At 65.2% G+C, this 23,532-nt stretch carries 22 protein-coding genes; 2 read left to right on the top strand and 20 right to left on the bottom strand.

What is annotated here, in order from left to right; genetic code table 11:
• The 9 genes from ACZ5Z2_RS15340 to merT form a co-directional block, all read right to left on the bottom strand.
• Positions 1 to 324, bottom strand: a complete 324-nt coding sequence (locus ACZ5Z2_RS15340) for a P-II family nitrogen regulator (RefSeq protein WP_336806214.1) — start codon at positions 322 to 324, stop codon at positions 1 to 3.
• Positions 321 to 3,455: an efflux RND transporter permease subunit gene (locus ACZ5Z2_RS15335; protein WP_336806215.1), complete on the bottom strand. Its 3,135-nt coding sequence runs from the start codon at positions 3,453 to 3,455 to the stop codon at positions 321 to 323. Before ACZ5Z2_RS15335 ends, ACZ5Z2_RS15340 begins: the two co-directional genes overlap by 4 nt.
• Positions 3,455 to 4,552: an efflux RND transporter periplasmic adaptor subunit gene (locus tag ACZ5Z2_RS15330; RefSeq protein WP_336806216.1), complete on the bottom strand. Its 1,098-nt coding sequence runs from the start codon at positions 4,550 to 4,552 to the stop codon at positions 3,455 to 3,457. Before ACZ5Z2_RS15330 ends, ACZ5Z2_RS15335 begins: the two co-directional genes overlap by 1 nt.
• Positions 4,549 to 5,724 (bottom strand): TolC family protein, encoded by a 1,176-nt coding sequence (locus ACZ5Z2_RS15325; RefSeq protein WP_464761724.1) that lies wholly within the window; start codon positions 5,722 to 5,724, stop codon positions 4,549 to 4,551. Before ACZ5Z2_RS15325 ends, ACZ5Z2_RS15330 begins: the two co-directional genes overlap by 4 nt.
• 209 nt (positions 5,725 to 5,933) lie before the next feature.
• Positions 5,934 to 6,248, bottom strand: coding sequence for a hypothetical protein (locus tag ACZ5Z2_RS15320; protein ID WP_336806218.1), 315 nt, complete (start codon positions 6,246 to 6,248; stop codon positions 5,934 to 5,936).
• Positions 6,249 to 6,525: 277 nt separating this feature from the next.
• The gene (locus tag ACZ5Z2_RS15315) at positions 6,526 to 7,239 is read right to left on the bottom strand and encodes a ZIP family metal transporter (RefSeq protein ID WP_336806219.1); all 714 of its coding nucleotides are present in this window, start codon (positions 7,237 to 7,239) and stop codon (positions 6,526 to 6,528) included.
• Positions 7,240 to 7,428: 189 nt separating this feature from the next.
• The gene (locus tag ACZ5Z2_RS15310) at positions 7,429 to 7,803 is read right to left on the bottom strand and encodes a carboxymuconolactone decarboxylase family protein (RefSeq protein WP_336806220.1); all 375 of its coding nucleotides are present in this window, start codon (positions 7,801 to 7,803) and stop codon (positions 7,429 to 7,431) included.
• A gap of 13 nt (positions 7,804 to 7,816) precedes the next feature.
• Positions 7,817 to 8,095, bottom strand: coding sequence for a mercury resistance system periplasmic binding protein MerP (gene merP, locus ACZ5Z2_RS15305; protein WP_336806221.1), 279 nt, complete (start codon positions 8,093 to 8,095; stop codon positions 7,817 to 7,819).
• Positions 8,096 to 8,105: 10 nt separating this feature from the next.
• Positions 8,106 to 8,456, bottom strand: a complete 351-nt coding sequence (merT, locus tag ACZ5Z2_RS15300; protein WP_336806222.1) for a mercuric ion transporter MerT — start codon at positions 8,454 to 8,456, stop codon at positions 8,106 to 8,108.
• A gap of 67 nt (positions 8,457 to 8,523) precedes the next feature.
• On the opposite strand from merT, the gene ACZ5Z2_RS15295 reads away from it, so the two are divergent.
• The gene (locus ACZ5Z2_RS15295) at positions 8,524 to 8,955 is read left to right on the top strand and encodes a MerR family transcriptional regulator (RefSeq protein ID WP_336806223.1); all 432 of its coding nucleotides are present in this window, start codon (positions 8,524 to 8,526) and stop codon (positions 8,953 to 8,955) included.
• A gap of 17 nt (positions 8,956 to 8,972) precedes the next feature.
• Here ACZ5Z2_RS15295 and ACZ5Z2_RS15290 read toward each other — a convergent pair whose 3' ends face one another.
• The 7 genes from ACZ5Z2_RS15290 to ACZ5Z2_RS15260 all read right to left on the bottom strand — a co-directional run bounded on the left by ACZ5Z2_RS15290 (position 8,973) and on the right by ACZ5Z2_RS15260 (position 17,759).
• Positions 8,973 to 9,317: a copper-binding protein gene (locus tag ACZ5Z2_RS15290; protein WP_336806224.1), complete on the bottom strand. Its 345-nt coding sequence runs from the start codon at positions 9,315 to 9,317 to the stop codon at positions 8,973 to 8,975.
• Positions 9,318 to 9,321: 4 nt separating this feature from the next.
• Positions 9,322 to 12,492: an efflux RND transporter permease subunit gene (locus ACZ5Z2_RS15285; RefSeq protein WP_336806225.1), complete on the bottom strand. Its 3,171-nt coding sequence runs from the start codon at positions 12,490 to 12,492 to the stop codon at positions 9,322 to 9,324.
• The gene (locus ACZ5Z2_RS15280) at positions 12,489 to 13,817 is read right to left on the bottom strand and encodes an efflux RND transporter periplasmic adaptor subunit (protein WP_336806226.1); all 1,329 of its coding nucleotides are present in this window, start codon (positions 13,815 to 13,817) and stop codon (positions 12,489 to 12,491) included. Before ACZ5Z2_RS15280 ends, ACZ5Z2_RS15285 begins: the two co-directional genes overlap by 4 nt.
• Positions 13,814 to 15,091, bottom strand: a complete 1,278-nt coding sequence (locus tag ACZ5Z2_RS15275; RefSeq protein ID WP_336806227.1) for a TolC family protein — start codon at positions 15,089 to 15,091, stop codon at positions 13,814 to 13,816. Before ACZ5Z2_RS15275 ends, ACZ5Z2_RS15280 begins: the two co-directional genes overlap by 4 nt.
• Before the next feature lie 740 nt (positions 15,092 to 15,831).
• Positions 15,832 to 16,905, bottom strand: a complete 1,074-nt coding sequence (gene arsB / locus ACZ5Z2_RS15270) for an ACR3 family arsenite efflux transporter (protein ID WP_336806228.1) — start codon at positions 16,903 to 16,905, stop codon at positions 15,832 to 15,834.
• Complete coding sequence (locus ACZ5Z2_RS15265) at positions 16,902 to 17,420, bottom strand: arsenate reductase ArsC (RefSeq protein ID WP_336806229.1); 519 nt, start codon at positions 17,418 to 17,420, stop codon at positions 16,902 to 16,904. The genes arsB and ACZ5Z2_RS15265 overlap by 4 nt, the downstream gene beginning before the upstream one ends.
• Before the next feature lie 24 nt (positions 17,421 to 17,444).
• Positions 17,445 to 17,759 (bottom strand): ArsR/SmtB family transcription factor, encoded by a 315-nt coding sequence (locus ACZ5Z2_RS15260; RefSeq protein WP_336806230.1) that lies wholly within the window; start codon positions 17,757 to 17,759, stop codon positions 17,445 to 17,447.
• Between the two features lie 49 nt (positions 17,760 to 17,808).
• On the opposite strand from ACZ5Z2_RS15260, the gene arsH reads away from it, so the two are divergent.
• Positions 17,809 to 18,612 carry an arsenical resistance protein ArsH gene (arsH, locus tag ACZ5Z2_RS15255; protein WP_336806231.1) on the top strand — a complete coding sequence of 268 codons (804 nt, stop codon included), beginning with the start codon at positions 17,809 to 17,811 and terminating at the stop codon, positions 18,610 to 18,612.
• A 49-nt stretch (positions 18,613 to 18,661) separates the two neighbouring features.
• Here arsH and ACZ5Z2_RS15250 read toward each other — a convergent pair whose 3' ends face one another.
• From ACZ5Z2_RS15250 to ACZ5Z2_RS15235, 4 genes are all read right to left on the bottom strand, one after another.
• Complete coding sequence (locus ACZ5Z2_RS15250) at positions 18,662 to 19,123, bottom strand: undecaprenyl-diphosphatase (protein ID WP_464761723.1); 462 nt, start codon at positions 19,121 to 19,123, stop codon at positions 18,662 to 18,664.
• Positions 19,124 to 19,290: 167 nt separating this feature from the next.
• Entirely contained in the window at positions 19,291 to 19,908 is a 618-nt protein-coding gene (locus ACZ5Z2_RS15245) for a cation efflux transmembrane domain-containing protein (RefSeq protein ID WP_336806233.1), read from the bottom strand.
• On the bottom strand, positions 19,905 to 21,764 hold the full coding sequence (locus tag ACZ5Z2_RS15240) for an FTR1 family protein (RefSeq protein ID WP_336806234.1): 1,860 nt from the start codon (positions 21,762 to 21,764) through the stop codon (positions 19,905 to 19,907). The genes ACZ5Z2_RS15245 and ACZ5Z2_RS15240 overlap by 4 nt, the downstream gene beginning before the upstream one ends.
• A 358-nt stretch (positions 21,765 to 22,122) precedes the next feature.
• The gene (locus ACZ5Z2_RS15235; RefSeq protein WP_464759433.1) at positions 22,123 to 23,532 is read right to left on the bottom strand and encodes an NADH-quinone oxidoreductase subunit N; all 1,410 of its coding nucleotides are present in this window, start codon (positions 23,530 to 23,532) and stop codon (positions 22,123 to 22,125) included.

The following is a 23,532-nucleotide window of genomic DNA, read 5'->3' as shown; positions in this document are numbered from 1 at the left end:
TCAGTCCGTTTTACCGTCGATAGGCCACGCCCGATCCACCGTGCTCTGGTAGACCCATCCGGCCACGCTCTGGCCGGTGCGTCCGTGCAGGCGAATCAGTTGTACGGCTCGATCCACCTGGTCGTCTTCGCAGAACACCTCCAGCTTGATCTGTCGGGTCACGCGTTCGCCCAGTTCCATCGAATAGACCTGTTCCTGTGCACTGAGCGCCGTCAACAAGCCCTTGACGTCACTGACGGACAGGTAGCCGAACCCAGCCTCCTCCAAGGCGTGAATGACGTCGACGACGCGGCCGCGGTGGATGAATGCCTTCACTTCTTTCATGGGGTGGTCTCCTTGGCCAGGCGCCGTGCGGCGCGTTCTTCGATCCAGTCATACAGCACCGGCAGCAGTACCAGGGTCAGCAGGGTCGAGGTGATCAGGCCGCCCACTACCACGGTGGCGAGTGGACGCTGGGTTTCTGCACCGACACCACTGGAGAGCAGCATCGGCACCAGGCCCAGGATCGCCACGCTGGCGGTCATCATCACCGGGCGCATGCGCAACGCCGTGCCGCGAACCACGGCCTCCCGAACTGGAAGCCCTTTCTCGCGTTGCTCGTTCAGGAAGCTCACCAGCACGATGCCGTTCAACATCGCCACGCCGAACACAGCGATGAATCCGATGGCAGAGGGCACCGACAGGTATTGCCCGGTGATGGCCAGCCCGACGATGCCGCCGATGGTGGCGAACGGTACGTTGGCCAGGATCAGCGCGGCGTACTTCACCGAGTTGAAGGCGGTATAGAGCAACACGAAGATGAAGAAGATCGTCGCCGGCACGATCAACGACAGCCGCTTCAAGGCCCGTTGCTGGTTTTCGAACGCGCCACCCCATTCGCTGTAGTAGCCCGTCGGCAACTTCACCTGCCTGGCGATGGTGGCATTCGCCTCCTTGACGAAGCCGTCGATGTCGCGACCACGCACGTCCATCTGGATCACGGCGTAGCGTTGCAACTGCTCACGACGGATGAACGAGTAACCCTCGGCGTCACTGACCTCGGCCACCTGCGACAGCTGTACCAGGGCGCCACTGGCGGTGCGGATCGGGATGCGCTGGATCGCCGGCAAGGACGCCTTGTCGGCATCGTCCAGGCGGACCGTGATGTCAAAGCGTTTCACGCCATCGAGCTGCGTGGTCACGGGCTCGCCGCCGATGCCGTTCTTCACCACGGTCAGCACGTCGTCGGCGTTGAGGCCGTAGCGGGCCAGCGCGTCGCGATCCACCTTGATGCGGATCTGCGGCTTGCCGATGTTTGCCTCCAACGCCAGGTCTGCTACACCAGGCACCCCGGACAGCGCGTCCTTGATGCGGCTGCTGAGCCGGTCCAGCTCGCCCAGGTCCTCGCCGTAGATCTTCAGGGCCAGGGTGGCACGCACGCCGGAGATCAATTCCTCGATGCGCATCTGGATGGGTTGGGTATAGCTCACCACGGCAGTGGGCAAGGCCGCCGACAATTCCTTCTGCATCGCCTCCTCGATGCTGTCCAGCGTTTCGCCTTTGCGCCATTGATCCTTCGGCTTCAGCGGCGTGTATACCTCCATGTAGTTCACGTCGGCGGTCTCGCCCTTTTCAGCGCGCCCGATCATCGCCAGAGTGGTGTCCACCTCCGGGAATTTCTGCTTGATCAGCGCCGACACCTGTTTGGAGATATTGATCGACTCATCCAGCGAGGCCGAGGGAATCGAGGTGATGCGCCACATGATGGCGCCCTCTTTCAGGTTGGGCATGAACTCCTTGCCCAGGAACGGGAACAGCGCGAGGCTGCCGATCAAGGCGCCGGCGGCGATGCCCAGCACCAGCTTGCGCCGTCCCAGTGCCCACGCCAGCACCGTGGCGTAGTGCCGTTTCAGGAACGCGACCAAGCGCGTGTCCTTTTCCTCCTTGGGCTTCAACACCAACGCCGCCAGGACCGGAATCAGCGTCAGCGCCAAGATCAGCGAGCCGGCCATGGCGAAGCTGATGTTGAACGCCATCGGCTTGAACATCTTGCCTTCCAGCCCCTGCAGGCTGAACAGCGGCAGGAATACCACGATGATGATCAGAATCGCGAACGCCATCGGATTGGCGACCTCGCGGGCAGCGGCCAGCACGGCCGAGGTGCGGTCCACCGGCCCGCCATGGGCCTTGCGCTCGGCCATGATGCGATAGGCGTTCTCCACCATCACCACCGCGCCATCGACCATCATGCCGATGCCGATCGCCAGGCCTGCCAACGACATCAGGTTGGCTGACAGACCGGCCTGATTCATGCAGATGAAGGCGATCAGCATCGCCAGCGGCAAGGCCACGACCACCACCAGCGCGCTGCGAAATTCGCCCAGGAACAGGAACAGGATGATCGCCACCAGGATCGAGCCCTCGACCAGGGCCCGCACCGCGGTTTCTACGGCCGCGTTGACCAGCTCGGTACGCTCGTACACCGGTTTGACCGCCACGCCGGGTGGCAGCGCCTGCTTGACCGTATCGAGCTTGGCCTTGACCGCATCGACGACGCTCTTGGCGTTCTCGCCGATACGGGCCAGCGCCATGCCAAGAACCACTTCCTTGCCATCGCGCGTCACTGCACCGGTGCGTGGTGCGCCCGCTTCGGTGACGGTGGCCACGTCACGCACATAGACCGGGGTGCCGTCTTCCGTTTTCAGCACGATGTTGCCCAGGTCCTTCGCGTTCTGGATCAGCCCCAGGCCGCGCACCAGGTATTGCTCGCGTCCCACGTCGACGAAGTTGCCGCCGACCTGCGCGTTGTTCGCCTGCAACGCTTCGATCACCTCCTTGAAGCCGAGCTTGTGCGCAATGAGCTTCATCGGGTCGATGCGCACCTGGAACTGCTTTTCCTGGCCACCCCACGACGTGACGTCGTCGACGCCGGGGGCGGTGCGCAGGATCAGGCGGATGGTCCAGTCCTGCAGCGTGCGCAGGTCCATGTCGTTCGGGGCAGTGCCTGCCGTCGCGCCTTTCAATTTGTCGTCGGCGCGTTCGACGGTGTACCAGAACACCTGACCCAGACCTGACGTATTCGGGCCCATCTCCGGTTTGCCGTACCCGGCCGGCAGGCGATCGCCCACCTGTTGCAGCCGTTCATTGACCAGCTGGCGGGCAAAGTAGATGTCCATGCTGTCGTCGAAATAGACCGACACATAAGACAAACCGAACAGGCTCACCGAGCGGATCTGTTCCACCTTGGGCAGGCCGGCCAGCGCCGATTCCACCGGGGTGGTGAGCAGCTGTTCCACATCTTCGGCGGCCAGTCCCGACGCCTCGGTGTAGACGTTGACCTGCACGGGTGTGACATCGGGGAACGCGTCGATGGGCAGCTGGCGTACGGCCTGGAAGCCGAGAAAGCCGATCACCACGAAGGCGATCAGCACCAGCACCTTGTAGCGCAGGGAGAATGCAACCAGACGTTCCAGCATCATTCTTCTCCCAACTGCGAGCGCAGCAGTCGCGCCTTCAGCGCGAAGGCACCCTTACGCACGTAGGTGGCGCCGGCCTTGAGCCCTTGCGTGACGACTGTCCAGCCATCGCGCGTGTCACCGACCATCACCGGTGCCGGGTCGAACGCCCCGTTGCCCTTGGCAAGGAACACGGTGGGCTGGTTCTGCAGCAGCACGATGGCATCGGCCGGTACCGCGAGCTTCTGCACGGCGCTGCCGGTAGCAATACGCGCTTCGACCAGCTCACCGGGATGCAGAAGATCCTTGCGGTTATCGACCTCGATGCGCACCGGCACGGTGCGGGTGCGCTCATCGGTCTGATGGGAACGCTGCACCACCTTGCCGGGTATGGCGGTGTCGTGGACGAGGATGCGGGCGTCCGCGTCGGGTTCGACCCGTTCGGCATCGGCCGGTGACAACTGCGCGACGACCCACACCGAATCTTCCTTGACCAGGGTGAACAGCGTGCGACCCGGTTCCACCCGCTCGCCGACCAGAAATTCATCGGTAGTGACACGACCAGCAGCGGGAGCGAGCAGCTCAAAGCTGCCGTCGGCCGCGGCCGAGCCCTTGCGCAGCAAGCCCCCGATCTGGCCCTCGGACAAGCCGTATGCACGCAGCTTGGCGCGGGCCTGGTCGCGCTGCACTTTCGCCTCGTTGTAGCGGCGTGCCGACACCGCCTGGGGCCCCAGCGACGCGATCCGTTGCCAATCCTGTTCGGCGACGATCAACGCACCTTGCGTGGCGGCCACCTCGACGCTGGAGAGCACCACCAACGGCGCGCCGGCTTTCACGACGTCGCCCAGCCGGGCCTTGCGAGCCAGCACCTGCGACTCCACGCGCGGCGACACCAGCACGGTGGAATACGCATCGGCCTTCACTTCGCCGGGAGCCTTCAATTCATCGGTCAGCGCACGTGGCGCCACCTTGTCGAGCACGATGCCGGCGGTCTTGATCGCCTTGGTATCCAGGGCGAGCGGGTTGGCGGGCGGAGCGTCTTGTGCCATCGCCGGTCCGGCCAAGGCGGCCAACAAGGCCATGCCCAGCAGGCCGCGCTTCAATAGAGATTCATTCATCGGGAGATGTCCTGATTGGGGCCGTCCTGAGTGCGGCCATCGAGCCAGTCGTTCAGACGGCCAGCGGCGGTGAGGTAATCGAACCAGGCCTGCCAGGTCTGGTTTTCCAGCTCCTGGCCCGACAGCGCGGTATCGAGGCTTTGCTTGAGCTGTACGAGGTAATCGGACGTGCTGATTTCACCGGCACGCCAGAGCTTTTCCAGCAACGTGGTGCGGTCCTCGAACGCGGCGGCGCGGCCGGTGCGAAACGCCTCGGCGGCACCGCGCAAGGCGGCATAGCGGGCTTGCGCTTCCTGCAGCCCCGCACGCAGGACAAACTGGCGCGAGCGCACGCCCGCAGCGGCCGCATCGGCTTCCGCCCGGGCGGCATCCACTTCGGCACGTCCGGTATTGAGCACGGGCAAGGGAATGGACACGCTCAAACCGATCACCTGATCGGTACGCGGCCCACTGCGTACCTGTCCACCGGTCAGGCTGAGCGTGGGATCAGGAATGCGCGCACGACGCGCGACCTGCACGCCGGCGTCGGCGCTTGCCTGCTGAGCGCGGGCCTGACGCAGTTCGGGTAACTCGTCGACGGCCAAGGGCGTCACACGGTCGGCCGCCGGTGATAGCCCCTCGGGTAACGGCGGCAAGGTCGTGAGCTGGTCACCGCTGATGGCCAACAAAGCGGCACGCGCGGCCGCCTCATTGCCGGCGAGCGTGGCCTGCTGCACTTGCGCCTCACCGAGTGCCAGGCCGGCCAGGTCGCGTTCGGGACTGCTGATGTCGCCCACCTTGAGCCGCTGTGCGGCCAAGTCGTCAAAGCGTTGCATCAGTGCGAGGCGACGGCGACCCAATTCACTTTGTCGCGCCGCGAGTGTCGCTGTCGACCAGGCCTTCAACCAGCGGGCGGCGACGTTGCGACGCAGAAGGTCGTAGGTCGCCTCGGCGGCGAGCACCTCGGCATCACCCTGGCTGGCCCGGGCGCGACGCTTTCCGGATAGATCCAGCGCCAGACTGAGGCCAGCCGTGCGTCGGTTGACGTCGGCGTTTTCCGCATCGAGCGACAGCGAGGGGTTGTACAGCGGCTGTGCAGCGGCACGCGCACGGGCACGAGCGGCGTCGAGATCCGCCCGCGCTGCCTGGACTTCGGGGCTGGCTTGCCAGATGCGGCGTACCGCGTCCTGCAATGGAGACGAGAGCAACGAGGGTGCTCGGGTCCCTGCCGCTGGGGGAGGATCGGATAATGGGGGTACGGGGGCAGCACTGAGCAGCGCCGCATACAACAGGCACGCGGCGCCAATAGGCACCGAACGGAACACAGACATGAAGCCATCTCCTGAAATCGATCACGAAGCGACGCATCGCCTGGGCGAATGCGTCGCGAAACGGAGCGGTTTCAGGCGATTGGAGGGCGCAACAGGGAGCCGGTCGTCGCCGGCGTGAATCCGGAACGGATAGTGAAGTTGTCGAAACGAGACTCCACCCTGGCGACAGCAAGCGGGGCGGTCGTCGGCAGCGTCACCGTGTGCGCGCACGCGCAATGGCAATCCGCTTCACCAAGGAGGCAGGCGCTCGCGTCATCAGCCGACACGTTGGCGATCGCTGTATCTGCCGGCATGCTGACGGCGGAGACCGTGGTGGTCGAAACCAATCGCTTATCTGGCGCATCGGCCAGACAGACCGTGCCGGCGACCAGCTTGATCAGCAACACGGCCACCGCCAACACCCAAAGGCCGCGGTGGCGGCGCAGGCGGGTCAGTAGAGGCGGTCGGGGGCGAGTCATCCGAATATGGTAAGCAGTGAGCAATGGGTTAGACAATTACATCGGCACATTTGTTGCTCGCGTGAGGCCAGAAGGGCGAGATGGCAGGGGTTGGAATACCCCGGACATCGGCAGACGCTGGGCGCGAGGGCATGGTGCGGGCCGAATCCGCCATGCAACTTTTGCGGTCCCGTTCGTGGCATCTGTGGGTCGCGCACTGTGCGCTCTAGCCAGTTGGGGCGACCATGTCCAGCAGAAGCAAGCCAATAAAGCCTGCGAAGAACAGCGCCGTCATCCATGGCGCCTCGCGCACTTCGTGAGCCTCCTTGAGCAACTCTTCAGTGACTAGATAGAGGAAGCTCGCCGCGGCGAACGCCAGCACCGCCTCCATCCAGCCGCCTTTCAGTCCACCGAGCAAAAGGTTCCCTGCCAGTGCCCCGGCGAAGGGCATGATGGCAAGGACGAGGATGCTGACGATGATGCGGGTGCGGGACGCATCCGCACGGGCCAGGGAGGCTGCCGTTGCCAGCCCAAGCGAGAGCATTTCCACCGCCAGGGCAATCGTGACAAACAAACCCTCGCGCGCGCCAGCACCAAACGCGACACCGATCAACACGCCGTCGATCAGGACATCCGCGCCCACGATGAGTGTCATGCCCAATGGGCTGCTGCTTGTCTTCTCGATGCGGCATCCCGCCTGGCGCAGGCCAAGCATCAGCAACACGCCTGCCGTAAAGCCGGCCAGGGCCGCAAGCGGCGCATCCTGATGCAGGATGTCCGGCAGTATTTCCACCGCAAGGGCCGAGAACACCACGCCTGCCGCAAAGTGCTGCACGGCACTTCCCAACTTGGGCGAAGGCGGCTTGAAGGCGGCAATCAACCCCCCGGTGCCCATGGCAAGCAGGGGTGCCAACGCATACAGCAGCACGGTACCTAACATGAGCCCCTCCTTCCCAGTGAGGCTCACAGAGTGGCCGTCTGCGTAACGTCAGCGGCGCGAAAAAACAATCTTTCGCCGTAGCGCGCCGGATCCAGGGCGAAGTCGCAAGCAGAGCGAATGTCGCCACGGTTCAAGCGGCGCCTCCAGGTTTCAAGCGAATGCGTTGGTATGGCTGCGCCTCGGGTCGAGTTACGAGCAGCAACTTGGCTGAGCCTGCGGCATCGCCTGGCCGCTGCTGAAGTCCTTGTAGGCCTTGTAAGCCTTCAAAGACCACATCTCGCCCACGCACCCACCCATCGTCGTGGCCACCGCAAGTATTTCGCCAAGCTCGCTTTCGGTGGCCCCCAGGGTCGCAGCCTGTTGCACGTAGTAGACGATGCATGGTTCACATCGGGCGGAGATGGACCACAGCATCGCGCCCAGCGCCTTGTGCCGCGCTGGCAACGCTCCTTCGGTAAAGATGGCGGCCTGACGCATCTGCTGGATATGGCGGGAAACACCGTGCGTGACCTTGGCGAAGTCATCAAGCAGACCAAGCGCGGGGTCGATTGCTTCAAGCGACATGGTTAACTCGCCCTCAGTGGTGAATGGTGGCCGGATAGCCGGCGTCGGCGCTGGCGCGGGCCAGTTCGGCAGGCTCGGTCTTGCTGTCGTCGTACTTCACCGTGACCGTCTTCTGCTTCACATCCCAAGCGACGGCATTGACGCCCGGCACTTTCTCAAGGGACTTCCGGATGGTGATCGGGCAGGTGGGGCAAGTCATGCCGGGCACGTCAAGTGTGGTCGTGCGCGTGGCAGCCATGGAGGCCACCGGCATGGCGGCCAGCAGCAGAGCAAAGGCAAGGTTGGTTTTCATTGGCAAGTCCTCAGTAGAACCACGGGGCCGCGTAAGGGAAGGCGAAGGCGACCGCTGTCAGGGCCACCACAAGCCAGAACAGCGCCTTGTACACGCGGCGGATGGCAGGGGAGGCACACATCTCGCCGGGTAGGCACGCAGGAGGGCGGCGATAGATCCGCCAGTAGGCAGAACCCAACGCGATAAGCGAGACCAGGAGGAACCATGGTCGCAGCGGTTCAAGACGCGTCAACTGGCCGATCCAGGCGCCGCTCAATCCAATGCTGACCAGGATGAGTGGCCCCAGGCAGCAGGCCGACGCCAGCATGGCCGCCAGACCACCGATGGCCAGGGTGCTCTTCTCGGCGCTGGGTTTCTGCATCGGTCTGATTCCCGACAGGGTGAAGAAGATCTACCTTACGTCCGTAGTCAACTACGGAGTCAACGGCATGGCCTACACGATCGGTAGCCTGTCCAAAGTCACCGGCGTCCATATCGAAACCATCCGCTACTACCAGCGACGTGGCCTGATCGGCGAACCGACCAGGCCCCCGGGTGGCATCCGGCGATACCACGAGGCGCACGCGCGTCGCCTGCGCTTCATCAAGCATGCCCAGGCGCTCGGCTTCAGTCTGGACGAGGTGGCGGAACTGCTCGCCCTGGAGGACGGGCAGCACTGCCGGGAAGCGGCGCGACTGGGCGCAGACAAGCTGGCGGCGGTGCGTGCACGCATCACCCGGTTACGTCAGGTCGAACAGGCGCTTGCGAGCCTGGTCAAGCAGTGCGGTTCCCATCGCGGACAGGTGCGTTGTCCGCTGATCGCTTCCCTGGAGCTGGGTAGTGACGTGCCGATCCAAAGCATGGGAGAAGACGCCTCCTAGCGTGGAGGCGCCCTCCGTTACTGTACTGGCTTCAGTGCCGTCACTTCGCTGCGCGTGCCATCCGGGTGCAGCGTGAAATGCACCTTCTGGCCGATCTTGGCCTGCTTGAGGATCTCGGAAGAGGCATGGAAGGGCATGGTCATCGCCGGCCAGCCAATCGCCGGGATCGCCTCGTGCTGGAGCGTGATGGTGCCTGCGTGGGTATCGACGGCTCTGACGACGCCGACCGCCTGCGCCTCGGCCGGTTCGGCCGCGTCGTGCTGCATACCGGGCATGTTGGGGTTCGTCTGCAGTGGACCGGCGAAGGCCGGCGCGATGGCGAACGTGCCCACCAGGCACAGGGTCATCAGGGTGAGTTTCATGTGTTCAGTCTCCTTGCGGGTTGGAAGAGGCGCGCGTGCCGGGCTTCCGGTGCAGGCGGTGCAGGACGAGCAGGCGGAAGGCGGCCGGCAGCGCCACCATCGAGAGCAGGGGTGCGGTGAGCATGCCGCCGATCATCGGTGCGGCGATGCGTTGCATGACTTCGGAACCGGCGCCATGGCCGAGCAGGATGGGAAACAGGCCGGCGAGGATCACGGCAACCGTCATGGCCTTGGGCCGCACCCGCTGCACGGCGCCTTCGCGGATGGCGTCGTCCAGGGCCGCGGGGCCTGCCTGTGGATCGAGCGCGAGCTGGCGATCCCATGCCTGGCGCAGGTACAGCAGCATCACTACCCCGAACTCGGCCGCCACGCCGGCCAGCGCGATGAAGCCGATGATGGTCGCCACCGACACGGCATGGCCCAGCAGCCAGATCAGCCACAGGCCGCCGACCAGCGCCAGCGGCACGCTCAGCATGATGAGCGCTGCCTCGCTGGCGCGCCGGAACACCATGTAGATCAGCCCGAAGATGATCGCCAGTGCGATCGGCACCACCAGCTTGAGCCGTTGCAGGGCGCTGGCAAGAAATTCGAACTGGCCCGACCAGGCCACAGTGACGCCCGGCGGCAGCGCGATCTTCTGCGCGACCGCCTGCTGCAGGCGGTCCACCACGGTGCCCAGGTCTGTGCCGTCGGTGTCGACGTAGACGTAGGTTGCCAGCTGGCCATCCTCGCTCTTGAGCATCGAGGGGCCGGGCGTGAGCGTGACATCAGCCACCTGGCCGAGCGTGAGCTGCGCGCCATTGGCCGCCACGATCGGCAGCTGGCGAAGTGCGGCCACTGAATCGCGCTCAGCCCGCGGATAGCGCACGACGATGGGGTAGCGCTCGCGTCCCTCGATCGTCTGGCCGACCGGATCGCCACCGACCACCGTGGCCACCAACTGCTGCACGCGTGCCTGGGTCAGGCCGTAGCGTGCCGCGTCGACGGGTCGCACGTGCACGTTCACATAGCGGCCGCTGGTGGGCCGCTCGGCGATGGCCGAGCTGACGCCTGGCACATCTCCGGCCAGCGTTTCGATCTGGTCGGCCACCTGCTGCAAGGTCGCCAGGTCGGTGCCCAGCACCTTGATGCCGATTGGGCTCTTGATGCCCGTGGAGAGCATATCGATCCGATTACGGATTGGCGGCACGAACAGGTTGGTCAGGCCGGGCACGCGCACCGCCTGGTTGAGCTCGTCCTTGATCTTCGCCATGGTCATGCCCGGGCGCCATTGGTCCTTCGGTTTGAAGATGATGGTGGTCTCGAACATCTCCAGTGGCGCCGGGTCGGTGGCCGTCTCGGCGCGGCCGGCCTTGCCGAAGACATGCGCCACTTCCGGGACGGTCTTGATCATGCGATCGGTCAGCTGCAGCAACTGCGCCGCCTTGCCCGCCGACAGGCCGGGCAGGGCGGTGGGCATGTAGAGGAGGGTGCCCTCGTCCATCGCCGGCATGAACTCACTGCCGAGCTGCGTGAGCGGCACGAACGCGCTGATGAGCAGCACCCCCGCCAGCGCGAGCGTGGCCTTGGGCCAGCGCAGCACCGCTTCGAGCACCGGCCGGTAGCCGCGGACAAGCAGGCGGTTGAGTGGGTTCTCATGTTCGGCGCGGATGCGTCCGCGTACCAGGTAGCCCATCAGCACCGGCACCAGCGTCACCGCCAGGCCGGCGGCGGCTGCCATCGCATAGGTCTTGGTGAAGGCCAGCGGCGAGAACAGCTTGCCTTCCTGGCCCTGCAGGGCAAACACCGGCACGAACGACAGCGCAATGATCAGCAGGCTAACGAACAGCGCCGGGCCGACCTCAGCGCTGGCCGCGGCCACCAGCGACCAACGCTCGCCACCCCGCGGTTCGCTCCCTTCATGGGTGGCGCCCCACTGCTCCAGGTGCTTGTGGACGTTCTCGATCATCACGATCGCCGCATCGACCATGGCGCCAATGGCGATGGCGATCCCGCCCAGCGACATGAGGTTGGCCGACACGCCCTGCAGGTCCATCACGATGAAAGCGGCCAGCACCCCCAGCGGCAGGGTCACCACCGCCACCAGCGCCGAACGCAGGTGCCCCAGGAACAAGGCGCAGACCAGCGCGACCACCAGGAACTCTTCCAGCAGCTTGCCCCACACGTTTTCTACCGCCGCATCGATCAGCTGCGAACGGTCGTAGGTAGGCACGATTTCCACGCCCGCCGGCAGGCTGCGTTTCAACGTGGCGAGCTTGGCCTTCACGGCTGCGATAGCCACCTTGGCGTTCTTGCCCGAACGCAACACAACCACGCCGCCGGCCACTTCGCCCTGGCCGTCCAGCTCGGCGATGCCGCGACGGAACGTCGGTCCCCGGCGCACGGTGGCCACCTCGCGCAGCAGTACCGGGACGCCGTTGGCATTGGCGGTGATCGGCACGTTCTCGAACGCCTCCCGGGTCGTGAGGTAGCCCTCGCTGCGGACCATCAACTCGGCTTCGCCCTGTTCGATCACCGAACCGCCATTGGCGCCATTGGCTGTGGTGATGGCATCGACCAGTTGCTGCACAGTGATGCCGCGTGCCGCCAACGCCTGTGGATCGGGCACGACCTGCCAGGCGCGCTCCATGCCGCCCAGGCTCGCCACTTCGGCTACATCCGGCACCGTCTTCAGCTGGTAGCGCAGGAACCAGTCCTGCAAGGCACGCAACTGGCCCAGGTCGTGCCGCCCGGTCCGATCGACCAACGCGTACTCGTAAATCCAGCCCAGGCCGGTGGCGTCCGGGCCGAGCGCCGGATTGACGTCCGACGGCAGGCTAGTGCGCACCTGGCTCAGGTATTCGAGCACGCGCGAGCGCGCCCAATACAGGTCCGTCTTGTCGTTGAACAGCACGTAGACGTAGGAGTCGCCGAAGAACGAGTAGCCGCGCACCGTCCGGGCACCGGGCACCGAGAGCATGGTGGTCGCCAATGGGTAGGTAACCTGGTCCTCGACCACTTGTGGGGATTGCCCGGCCCACGGTGTGCGGATGATCACCTGCGTGTCGGACAGGTCGGGCAGCGCGTCGATTGGCGTGTGCAGTGCAGCGAACACGCCGGCCAGCGCCAGCGCCAGCGCAGCAAGCAGGACGAACAGGCGATGCCTGATTGCTGCGCGGATCAACGCGCCGATCATGGATGGTCTCCCATCGGCATGCCGGACATCGCGGCACTGGTGGCGGGTGCCGGCTTCGCTTCGCCATCCAGCCGCTCCAGCGCACCGGACAGGCTCGCTTCGGAATCGATCAGGAATTGCCCCGAGACAACCACCTGCTCGCCGCCGTGCAGGCCGGCGACGATCTCGGTGAGACCGCCTGCCGAACGCCCGGTACGCACGGGCATGGCGCGGAAACGCCCGTTCCCTTCCGCCAGGATGACCCGGTTGTCGATGCCGGCGGCGATCAAGGCCTCGTCCGGCACCACCGGGTGTGCTTCACCCTCGGCGGGCTTGAGGTGCACCGTGGCGAACATGCCAGGGCTTAATGCGTCATCGGCGTTGTCGATCACGATGCGTGCCCGCTGCGTGCGGGTGGCGTTGTCCACGTCCGGCAGCAGCGTTTCCACTTCGCCGTCGAAGCTGCGTCCGGGCACCGCATCCAGGGTGACGGTGACTGGCGTGCCGGCTCGCACGGTGCCGGCCACGCCTTGTGGCAGGGCCGCCTCGATCCACACGGTGGCCAGGCCATTGAGCGTCATCAGCGTCTGGCCGGCGCCCACACGCTGGCCCTCGCGCACGTCCAGGGTGGCGACGACGCCGTCCTGCGGCGCGTGCAGCGTGATCGTCCCATCGTTGCCATGCAAGGCCGAACGTACATCCGCATCGCTCAAGCCCAGTACGCGCAGCCGGGCGCGCGCGGCATCGCGTAGCGCCCTGGCGTCGGCCGATGTCGCCTGTTGCAAAGCGCGGTACTCGGCAAGGGCGCTGTTCCACTGAGGCGCGAGCAGCTCGGCCAGTGGCTCACCCTTGGTTACGCGCGTGTAGGGGGCCTTGATGTGTAGCTTCTGCACGACGGCATCGACACGAGCGCTCAGCGTTGTAGCCTGGCGCAGGTCCCAACTGACCGTGCCGGGTACCTCGATGGCATCGGCCAGCGTGCGCCGTTCTACCTTAGCGGTGCGCACCCCGAGGTTTTGCACGGTGGCCGGGTCGATGTGCACTACGCCCTTGTCGGTGCTCCCCTCATCGGCGTACTTGGGCACCATCTGCATGCCCATCGGCGAGAGCCCTGGGTGGTCGAAATGCTGCTGCGGCACCATGGTGTCGTACCAGTACAGGATCTTGCGGTCCTCCTTGGCCGGCTTTTTCGTAAATGCCTTCGTCATTGCCTGGTGTGTCGTCTGCGAACGACCGCTCAGGTAGCCGATCGCAACCAGCGCGGCCCCGACTGCGATCAGTGCCAAGACAAGCAGGAGGTGCTTTGCGCGCGACCGCGGCACGGGATTCGTATTCACGGGCGTCATGGAGAAACCTCCTGGCGGGGCAACAGATAGGCAAGCGATGCCCACAGCTGGGCGCGTTGGGCCAATGCCCGGACGTAGGTAAGCCGCAACTCGATTTCGTCGCGACGCGCGTCCAGCCACGGCTGCAAAGCGCCGCCACCGCGGTAGGAAGCCAACGCCGTGCGCGCACGATCGCGCGCCAACGGGAGCAGGCTTTCGTCATCGCGGACGATCTGTTGGCTCCATCCCTGCCAAGCGGCGAGTGTCCGTGCCAGGGTCTCGCGCTGCACCCGCCGCGCATCTTCATGCTGGAACTGCACGGCATCCGATTGCGCCTGTTTGGCGCTGATGCCGCGATCTTGCCGGTTGCGGGTGAACAGCGGCAGGCTCACGCCAACCTGCAGCGACACCATGTCCGAAAGGTAGGGCGCGCGCTTGCCGTACATCAGGCTCACGCTCCAGTCCGGGTGTTTCGCTGCGCGCGCCTGTTCCAGGTCGGCCTGGGCGACCCGTTCGCGGGTCGCCCATTGCTGCATGGGCGCCTGCCGGTCGATGGTCTGGTACAGCAGCCGTTGATCGAACGGCAATGTGCCGAAGTCGGGCGCATCGGCGAGCGTTACCTCAGCGGCATCCGGTAGCCACCGAAGCAGCCCGGCCTGGGCGGAAGCAAGATCGGCGGATGCCTGTTCAAGCTGGTTGTCGAGCGTGTCGACCGCCGCGCGCGCTGCCAGCGCGTCGGCGGCGCTGCCTTCGCCGCCGCGCAAGCGGGCCTGCGTCAGTTGCACGGCCAATTCGCCTTCCTGGCGCAGATCGCGTAGCAGCGCCATTTCTTGTTCGGCCGCCCACAAACCGATCCACGCGTCGGCGACGCCTTCCTGCACCCTCTGCACCGTCGCAGCGTGTTCGGCCATCGCGTCGCTCTCGCGCGCCTGGGCCAGCGCGCGTTCGGCATCGCGTGCGGCATGCGAGGGAATGGCCTGGGTGATGCCAATCGTGCGCATGGTCATCGTGTCCGAGTGAAGGCTGAAGGCGCCCGGATCGGTGACCGGATAGTTCGATAGCCCAACGCTCAGCGTCGGATCGGGCAAGCGCCCTGCGCGCGCCAGTTCCTCCTGCATGGCCGTGATGTGTGCATGGTGGGCATCGAGCAGCGGTGCCTGCTGGAGGCCGCGAGCAATCGCGTCTTCCAGTGAAAGCGGGCGTTCGGCGGCATATGCAGCCGAGACCGTCGCCCACGCAAGGGCAACGGCCAGACCCGACGCAACCGTGCGTCGGGCAAGGGATAGGGGAAGCATGGAGAAGCACTCCTTGGGATCGAGGATGTCTCGCGCACACGGCACGAGCACGCAGCACGGGTCAGCTGCGGCCTAGATCAGGAGCGAACAGAACAGGAGGGAAACCGGTGGTGGCGGCGCTCGCAAGCGTTCGAGTCGCTCGGGCGCTCTGGTAGTGACTTGCACCAGGCGTAGCGATGGCGAGACTGCTGGCAAGGCTGCAAACAGACTTGGCGGGACCGTGCCTGCTCGCGCATCCGGCTGGGTGGTACGGTCAGGTTGGCAATGCGCCTGGCAGAGGGGGTGCTTGGTTGATGGCGCTTGCACCATCCCCTGCGCACAGGTGTCGTCCATGCCCATGCCCGTCCCCTTGGAGACGGATACGGCAGTCGCCGCATGCTCTGGCGGCGCGATCCCACAGGCATACGCCGCCAGTGCTACCTGTTGCCACAGGAGTGCCAGCATCACCAGCCAGGTGAGGCGGCGACGAAGACGGGGGTGGAAGGTATGCGTGCGGCGCATACGTCAAATGCTATCACGTCGACATCGCACCGATTGACGCAGCCAGGCCGCAGATGCCTGAACCTGAAAAGCAAGCGCATGCCACCCATTCATGGCACACGTCGCTTGTTGTCCAGTCGCGTTCCTGGGATCAACCAGCACGAGAATTCACGGCTTGATCCCGGCATGCTGAGCCCTCACGGGAGCGCGTGATGAAGGCCGCCTTCGATTCTGCCGGCGGCGCCACCTCCCCCACCCGGTCAGCCCCGGGCCTCGTACCAGCCGCGCGATCGATTGACGATGCGCACGACGGAAAGCATGACCGGCACTTCGATCAGCACGCCGACGACGGTAGCCAGGGCGGCCCCGGAATGCACGCCAAACAGGCCCACGGCCGCGGCCACGGCCAGCTCGAAGAAGTTACTGGCGCCGATCAGTGCAGAGGGACCGCCCACGCAGTGCGGCACGCCGAGCTGCCGGTTGAGCCAGTACGCCAGGCCGGCGTTGAAATACACCTGGATCAGGATGGGGACCGCCAACATCGCGATGACCGCTGGCTGCGCCAGGATTTGTTGTCCTTGGAAACCGAACAACAGCACCAGCGTGGCCAGCAGTGCGAGCAGCGACACCGGACCGAGACGGCGCAGCACCGCCTGCAATCTAGCCATGCCGCCACGGGCCAGCAGAGTCCGCCGCAAGGCGAGGCTGATCGCCACCGGCACCACGATGTAGAGCAAGACCGACAGCAACAGCGTGTTCCATGGCACGGTGATCGAGGAGAGGCCCAGCAGCAGCGCCACGATGGGCGCGAACGCGACCACCATGATGGCGTCGTTGAGCGCGACCTGGCTCAGCGTGAAGTTGGGCTCGCCGTTGCACAGGTTGCTCCAGACGAAAACCATGGCGGTGCATGGCGCAGCCGCCAACAGGATCAGGCCGGCGATGTAGGAGTCGAGCTGCCCGGCCGGCAGATAGGCGGCGAACACGTGGCGCACGAAAATCCAGCCCAGCAGGGCCATCGAAAACGGCTTCACCGCCCAGTTGACGAACAGCGTCACGCCGATGCCCTTCCATTGACGACGCACGTCCGCCAGGGCGCCGAAGTCGATCTTCAGAAGCATTGGGATGATCATCAACCAGATGAGGCCGGCTACGGGCAGGTTGACCTGGGCGATTTCCATGTGCCCGATGGCCTCGAACGTGCCAGGCAGCAGATGGCCGAGAAGGGTGCCCGTAATGATGCACGAGGCCACCCACAGTGTGAGGTAGCGCTCGAAGAAGCCGATCCCCGGTGCCTCGGCCGGCGCCTGGTCGATCGTGGCAACCTGGCTCATGCCGCAGCCTCGCTGCCGCCGTCACCCGTCAGCGCCCCGATACCATCCAGCGCAGACTTCAGCTCTTTGGGGCTCAGGGTTTCGACCGGCAGGTTGAGCAGCGCCATGATCCGGCGGGTGATCACCGCGTGCGCCTGGTGAAATGCTGCGCGAATCGCGGCAGGGCTGCCTTCGGCTGCAGCCGGATCGGGCAAACCCCAATGGGTGCGCACGAAATCGCCAAAGAGCACCGGGCACGGCTCGCTGGCCGCGGCGTCGCACACCGTGATGGCGATATCCAACGGTGGCGCCTGCTCGCCCACGAACTCGTCCCAGGACTTGCTCGACAGGCCATCGATGGGCATGCCAGCGCCGGCCAGCTGCTCCAGTGCATAGGGATTCACCTGGCCGGTGGGCTTGCTGCCGGCGCTAAGGGCAACGAACCGGCCCTTGCCCAGGTGGTTGAGGGTGGCTTCCGACAGGATGCTCCGGGCGGAATTGCCGGTGCAGATGAAGAGGACGCGACACGGGTGCATGGCGAAGTCTCGTGAGGAAAAGGATCAGGCACGCACGAGACCGCACTGGGCCGGCTGTCCCGCACAGCAGTGAGCGGTGAGGTAGTCGATCAGGTGCTGCATGGTTTCGAAGTCGGCGCGGTAGCGGACGTAGCGGCCTTCCGAAAAAGATTCGGCCAGACCCGCATGCACCAGCCCTTTGAGGTGGAACGACAGGGTCGAGCCACCGAGTCCCACGTGCTCGCCAATGGCGCCGACCACGGCCCCGTCCGGTCCGCAGGTGACTAGATAGCGAAAGATGCTCAACCGGCTCTCCTGGGCTAGGCCGGCTAGCAGAACCACGGCAGACTTGGTTTCCATAATTCGATATTGCTAGAATTGTTGAACAAACACAATCGGATCTTTGTCCATGTCGCTTGAGGATCTGCCCCACGTCACCGCCGAGGCGCTGGATTACCCCACGCTGGAGAAGCTGGCCTTGCCATCCGGGGCGGACCATGCGCCGCGCATCCTAATCCTCTACGGGTCGCTGCGGCCGCAATCCTTCAGCCGCAAGCTCGCGCTTGAGGCCGAACGCATCCTGCGTCAGCTGGGTGCCGAGACCCGCGTCTTCGACCCCCATGAACTGCCGGTGCTGGACGGCGTGCCCGCGTCGCATCCCAAGGTGCAGGAACTGCGCGCGCTTTCGCTCTGGTCCGAGGGCCAGGTTTGGGTCAGCCCCGAACGGCACGGCACCGTCACCGGCGTGTTCAAGAACCAGATCGACTGGCTGCCGCTGGAGGACGGGAGCGTGCGCCCGACCCAAGGCCGCACGCTGGCCGTGATGCAGGTCTGTGGTGGCTCGCAGTCGTTCAACGTGGTCAACACCTTGCGGGTGCTCGGCCGCTGGATGCGCATGGTGGCCATCCCCAACCAATCATCGGTCGCCAAGGCATGGCAGGAGTTCGACGAAAGCGGCCGCATGAAGCCGTCGCCGTACTACGACCGCGTCGTCGATGTAATGGAGGAGCTGTTCAAGTTCACGTTGATGGTGCGCGACCGTTCCGATTACCTGGTGAGCCGCTATAGCGAGCGCAAGGGAGCCGTCCAAGCCAAGGCATTGGCCGCGGCCGCAGCGGTCGTCGAGGTGCCGACAGTCAACGTCGTCATGCCCACAAACGAGGCGCCCGAGTCGGCCGTGGCGTGCTGCGGCTCCGCAGGGCGCTGCGCATGATTACCAGCGGCCGGTGATTTGTCGATTCTGGCGCCAGGGGTTCATCTGCTCATTCACCTGGTCTGGTTATTGCCTTCGCACATGTCTCTTGCCTTGCCTGCGATCTGTCCGAAGCCCATGGAGCTACGCCCATGCTTCGTTGTGAGCGCAGCAACGTCAAGGTCAGCGTGGCCATTGTGCTGACCCATAGTGCACCGAGCATGTCCCCGGGATAGTGCACTCCAAGGTAGATTCTTGCCCAGGCCATGGGCAAGCCAAGCAGGGCCACGGCCACGCCCCATCGATACGTAGAGCGCTGCAGTAACAAAATCCCGGCCAATGTCCATTGAGCGGTCAAGTGGTCGCTGGGAAAGCTTCCCGTGGCTGCATGCGTCATCCATGCTTGTCCGACTCCCGCAACGAACGGGCGGGCGCGTGGCCACAGCAAGGCCAGCCCAAGGTTCATTACCAGCGCTCCGGCGATGGCAAGCGTCGCGTCGACGACTATCCGGCGAGGCCACCGACGCGGCATCGCCCCCATCAAACCTAAGAGTGCCATGCCAGCCAGCAAGGGAGCATCGGCCAGGACGCGCGCGAACCGGGCCATGGTCATAGACGGCCTCTGAGCAGGATGGATATGCCGGAAGAGCCACACGTCCGCCCCATAAGCGGCAGCGGCTAAGTCATGCAACGAAGGCGTCATTGCGGAAGCTGCTCAGCGTGTGAAGCCGCCTCACGTGCCTCTCGCAGGATGCCGACCGCCTCCTTGAGGATGAATACCGCGATGCCGGCGCCGATCAGCAAGTCGGGAACCGCGCTGTGCAGAATCAGGACAAGCACGCCCGACGCGATCACCGCCAGGTTGGCAATCACGTCCACCCGGGTGAACAGCCAGGTGGCCCGGAGGTGGACTTCGCCACGGCGAAACCGTCCCAGCAGCCGCAGGACCGTGGTGTTGACCACCAGCGCCACCAACGCGATCGCCATCATCCAAAGGCCTTCCGGTGCGCTACCCGCCATGAAGCGCCATGCCACTCCTGCCAGGGCGCCCAGCCCCAGAAGCAAAAGCAGCGTACCGCTTGATCGCGCGGCAATGGCCTTGAAGCGGGCGTCACGGGTCCAGGCGAGCAGTCCTATCGCATAGGCACAGGCATCGGCCAGCATGTCCAGCGAGTCGGCAATCAACCCCATCGACTGCGCCGCCAGCCCGGCGATCAATCCAACGACGAACATCGTGGCATTGAGCGCAAGTGCAATACGCAGAATGCGGCGCTCTGCTTCGTTGGTGGCCTCGGCGTGGCATCCACAATCACTCATTGGTCGACCTCCGGTTTTTCGACAAGCACGTTGCCGGCTTGCGTCGTGGGCATACGGCTACGCCACGCGTTGATTGCAAAACCCAAACCCAGAATCAGGACGATGGCGACCTGAGACAGCACCGACTGCCACGTTGGAAAAATACCCAGGAGCTCCACATGCGGTACCGGCGCCGGGCTCACCGCCAGCCAGCCCGCTTCCTGCAATGCAGCAACCCCTTTGCCCGTGAGTACGATGGCCAGTATCGCGATCAGTGCGGAACTCGCGGTAAAAAAGTGCGCCAGTGGCAGGCGCCGACTGGTGCGGAGCAAGACCCAAGCGATCACAACTAGGACGCCAGCGCCCGCAGCAATGCCGCCGAGCAGCCAGGCTTCCTGGCCCTCACTCCATAGAGCGGCATAAAACAGGATCGTCTCGAAGACCTCCCGATACACCGAGATGAACGCCAAGCCGAACAGGAACCACGCCGATCGCTGGTTGAGCGCTGCGGCCATTTTCTCCTTCAGGTAGCTCTGCCATCGTCCGCCGATACTCTTCTGGTGCATCCAGAGGCCGACACTGAGCAGGACGACGGCAGCGAACAAGGACGACAGCCCCTCGGTCAACTCACGGCCCGCGCCGCTGATCGAGATCGCATAGCTCGCCAGCGCCCATGTGATGCCGCCAGCCACCAGGGCCAGTGCCCAGCCTGCATGTACGTACCGGACTGCCTGAAGCCGCTCGGCCTTGCGCAGAAAGGCCAGCAAGGCCACCACGACCAGCATCGCCTCCAGTCCCTCGCGGACCAGAATCGTGAAGGCGCCGAGGAAGGTGGCGACGGGGTCGTCGGCCGTGGTGCTGATAGCTGCTTGAGCTTTGACCAGCAATGCGTCGATCTGATCGGCCTGCTGGGCTATCTCCGTCTGAGGCTTGCCGCTGGTCAGGGCGGTCCGGTAGGCCCCCATCGCCGTTTCAAGCGTTGCGCGCAGCGCGTTGTCACGTGCATTGAGCTGCGGCTCGACCGGTTCCACGCCATCGAGGTAGGCCGAGAGCGCCAGTTTGGCGGCCTCTGAGCGCTCCCCCGAGCGATAGGCCGTGACGCTTGCCGCCAGCCGCCCACGCGCCAGTGCGAGGCCTTGCGGCGCCTCTTCGATGCCCGCCGGGTGGGAGCGCAGGTAACCGAGGATGGCGCGAGCACGCTCGGTTCCAAGGGCCGGCGTCAACGCGGCAACCCGCGCCTGCGTCAGATCCTGCAGGCTCGCAATCTGCATGCGTGCTGCAGCGTCCTGCTGCCAGGCGTGCGCACCGGTCGTCGCTTCGGCGCCGTAGGCAAGGGAGCCTACGTAGTAGGCCAACGCCCATCGATCAGCCAGGGATAGTTGCTTCGCATAGCTGGCCATGGGTGTGCCGGCAACCCCTTGGCTGATGACCTCGTATAGCGACAGCGCACTTCGTTGATCGGCCCGGGCCTGGTTGGTGAAGTCCACCGGGCGTGGATCAAGCGAAAGCCCTGCCGGGCCGTCTCCTCGTCCCGTTGAGCCATGGCAAGCAGCGCAGTTTTGTTGGTACAGCGCCGCGCCGCGCGCCAGGTCCGGAGCCTGTGTCGGCGCTGTGGGGATGGGATAAGCCTGCAACAATCCGTCGGCAAGAGCATGAGCTTGCTGGGCGACGGTAGTCGGCGTGGCTTTCGCGTCGATGGCGGCCACCAGGTGGTTCGCCTGCTCGGCCAGCGATGATGAGGTGACGGTGGGTGGGAGTGCTTGAATGCGCTTACGCGCCGTGGCCGCGAACTCACGCATCTCGGCGTACTCGGAGGCGCTTATCACTGCGCCATCGCGTACCGCACCGGCGTAATCGATCGCGAGGTAGTCGAGCATCTGCCACGTCTGGGGCACGCTCGCCGGCGCGTCTTGGGCGAACGAGGAGAAGCCCCAAAGTAGAGCAACCGCAAGGCCCGCATTGCGCAAGAAATTGTAAATGCGACTCGTTATCATTTTTTCAGTATAGCCATTTCTCCTCTCACAGTAAGCCAACCGAGGTGTGGGCAGCGACAAGGCTCGTCGACTTGCTGGGGCAAGGGCATCCGATGCGGGGCGCATCAACGGTAGTGCCAGCCAGTGCTAAACGCGCCGTGACTGTTGAGCGCTGAGTAAACCAGCGCCGAGGTTAGTCTTCGCAAAACAACGTCCCGTGCGATCAGCGCGACTCATGCGTGATCAGGTAGGTCTGGCCACTTCACCATGGCAGCGCCATAGGCTCCCAGTGTCCTAGTAGCGCCTGCGCGAGCAGCCCCAGGACCAGTACCGCCACAACACCAGCGATGACCCCGCTGCCTGCCCAGTTGCCAAGAAGCTGGGGCGCGGCTTTCCTTTCATGGAAGTAAATCGGTGCAATCGCGCGAAGGTAGTAGAACAACGACACCACCGTGTTGAGGATCGCCACGACGGCCAGCCAGGCATAGCCCGCATCGATGGTGGCAAGAAACAGCGTGAGCTTGCCGACGAAGCCGGCCAGCGGCGGGATGCCGACGAGCGAGAGCAGGCTCAAGGTCAATCCTGCCGCCAGCAGCGGGCGATGATGCGCAAGCCCACTGTAGTCCGCCAGCTCCGTGCGCCCGCGCAACTGCACCACTACGGCGAAAGCGGTCAGGTTCGCGGCGGCGTAGCCGGCCAGGAAGAAAAGCAAGGCGGGCATCGCTTGCCCGCTTGCACCGATCACGGTGACCGCCATCAGTGCATAGCCGGCCTGCGACACCGACGACCAGCCGAGCAGCCGGCGCAAATCGGTTTGCCACAGCGCAGCCAGGTTGCCCAGCGTCATCGTCGCCACCGCTATCGCCGCCAGAAGCGGGCGCCAGCCGATGGCATCGGTCGGAAACACATGCAGCAGCCGCGCCAGCGCCAGTGCGGCGCCGATCTTCGGCACCACGGTGAGAAACGCCGCTGCCGGTGCCGGCGCGCCTTCGGCCACGTCGGGCAGCCAGGTATGCACCGGCACCGCGCCGAGCTCGAAGGCCACGCCGATCACCACCAAGGCCAGCGCGAGCAGCAACAGCGGCGATGCCGCCGCGTGCGTCAACGCCACTGCCATGTCCTGATAACCGGTGCGCCCCAGCAGCCCGAACAGCAGCGCGACGCCGAGCATCAGGAGCGTGTTGGCGAACGCGCCGATCAGGAAATACTTCATGCCGGCCTCCACCGACAACGCCCAGTCGCGATGCCAGGCGGCCAGCGTGTAGCCGGTCACCGACGACAGCAGCACGCCCATTACCAGCTGCAGCGTATCGGCGGCGCCGGCCATCGCCATCGCGCCCAGCGCGGACAGCAGCAGCATCGAGTAGTACTCGCCGTGCCGGCGTTCGTGGCGGAACCATTCTGGAGCAAGCAATACGGCGATGGCGGTCGCCGCCAGAATGATCAGGCGCGCCGCGATGCTGGCGCCGTCCAGCGCCCAGGTGCCAGAAAAGGTCAGCCGTGGCTGGCCGCTCCATTGCATCGCACACAGCGAGCCGGCCAGCGCCAGTCCAATCAGGGCCAGCGGCGCGCCCAGCCACTGCCGCCGCATCGGCGCGAAAGAGGCCAGAAGCAGGCCGATCACCGCCGTCACCAGCACGGCGATTTCGGGCAGGACGTCGCCGAGCGGCAT

It is taken from the genome of Rhodanobacter sp. G1 (assembly GCF_055397855.1).
This window is presented reverse-complemented; position numbering and strand designations above follow the sequence as displayed.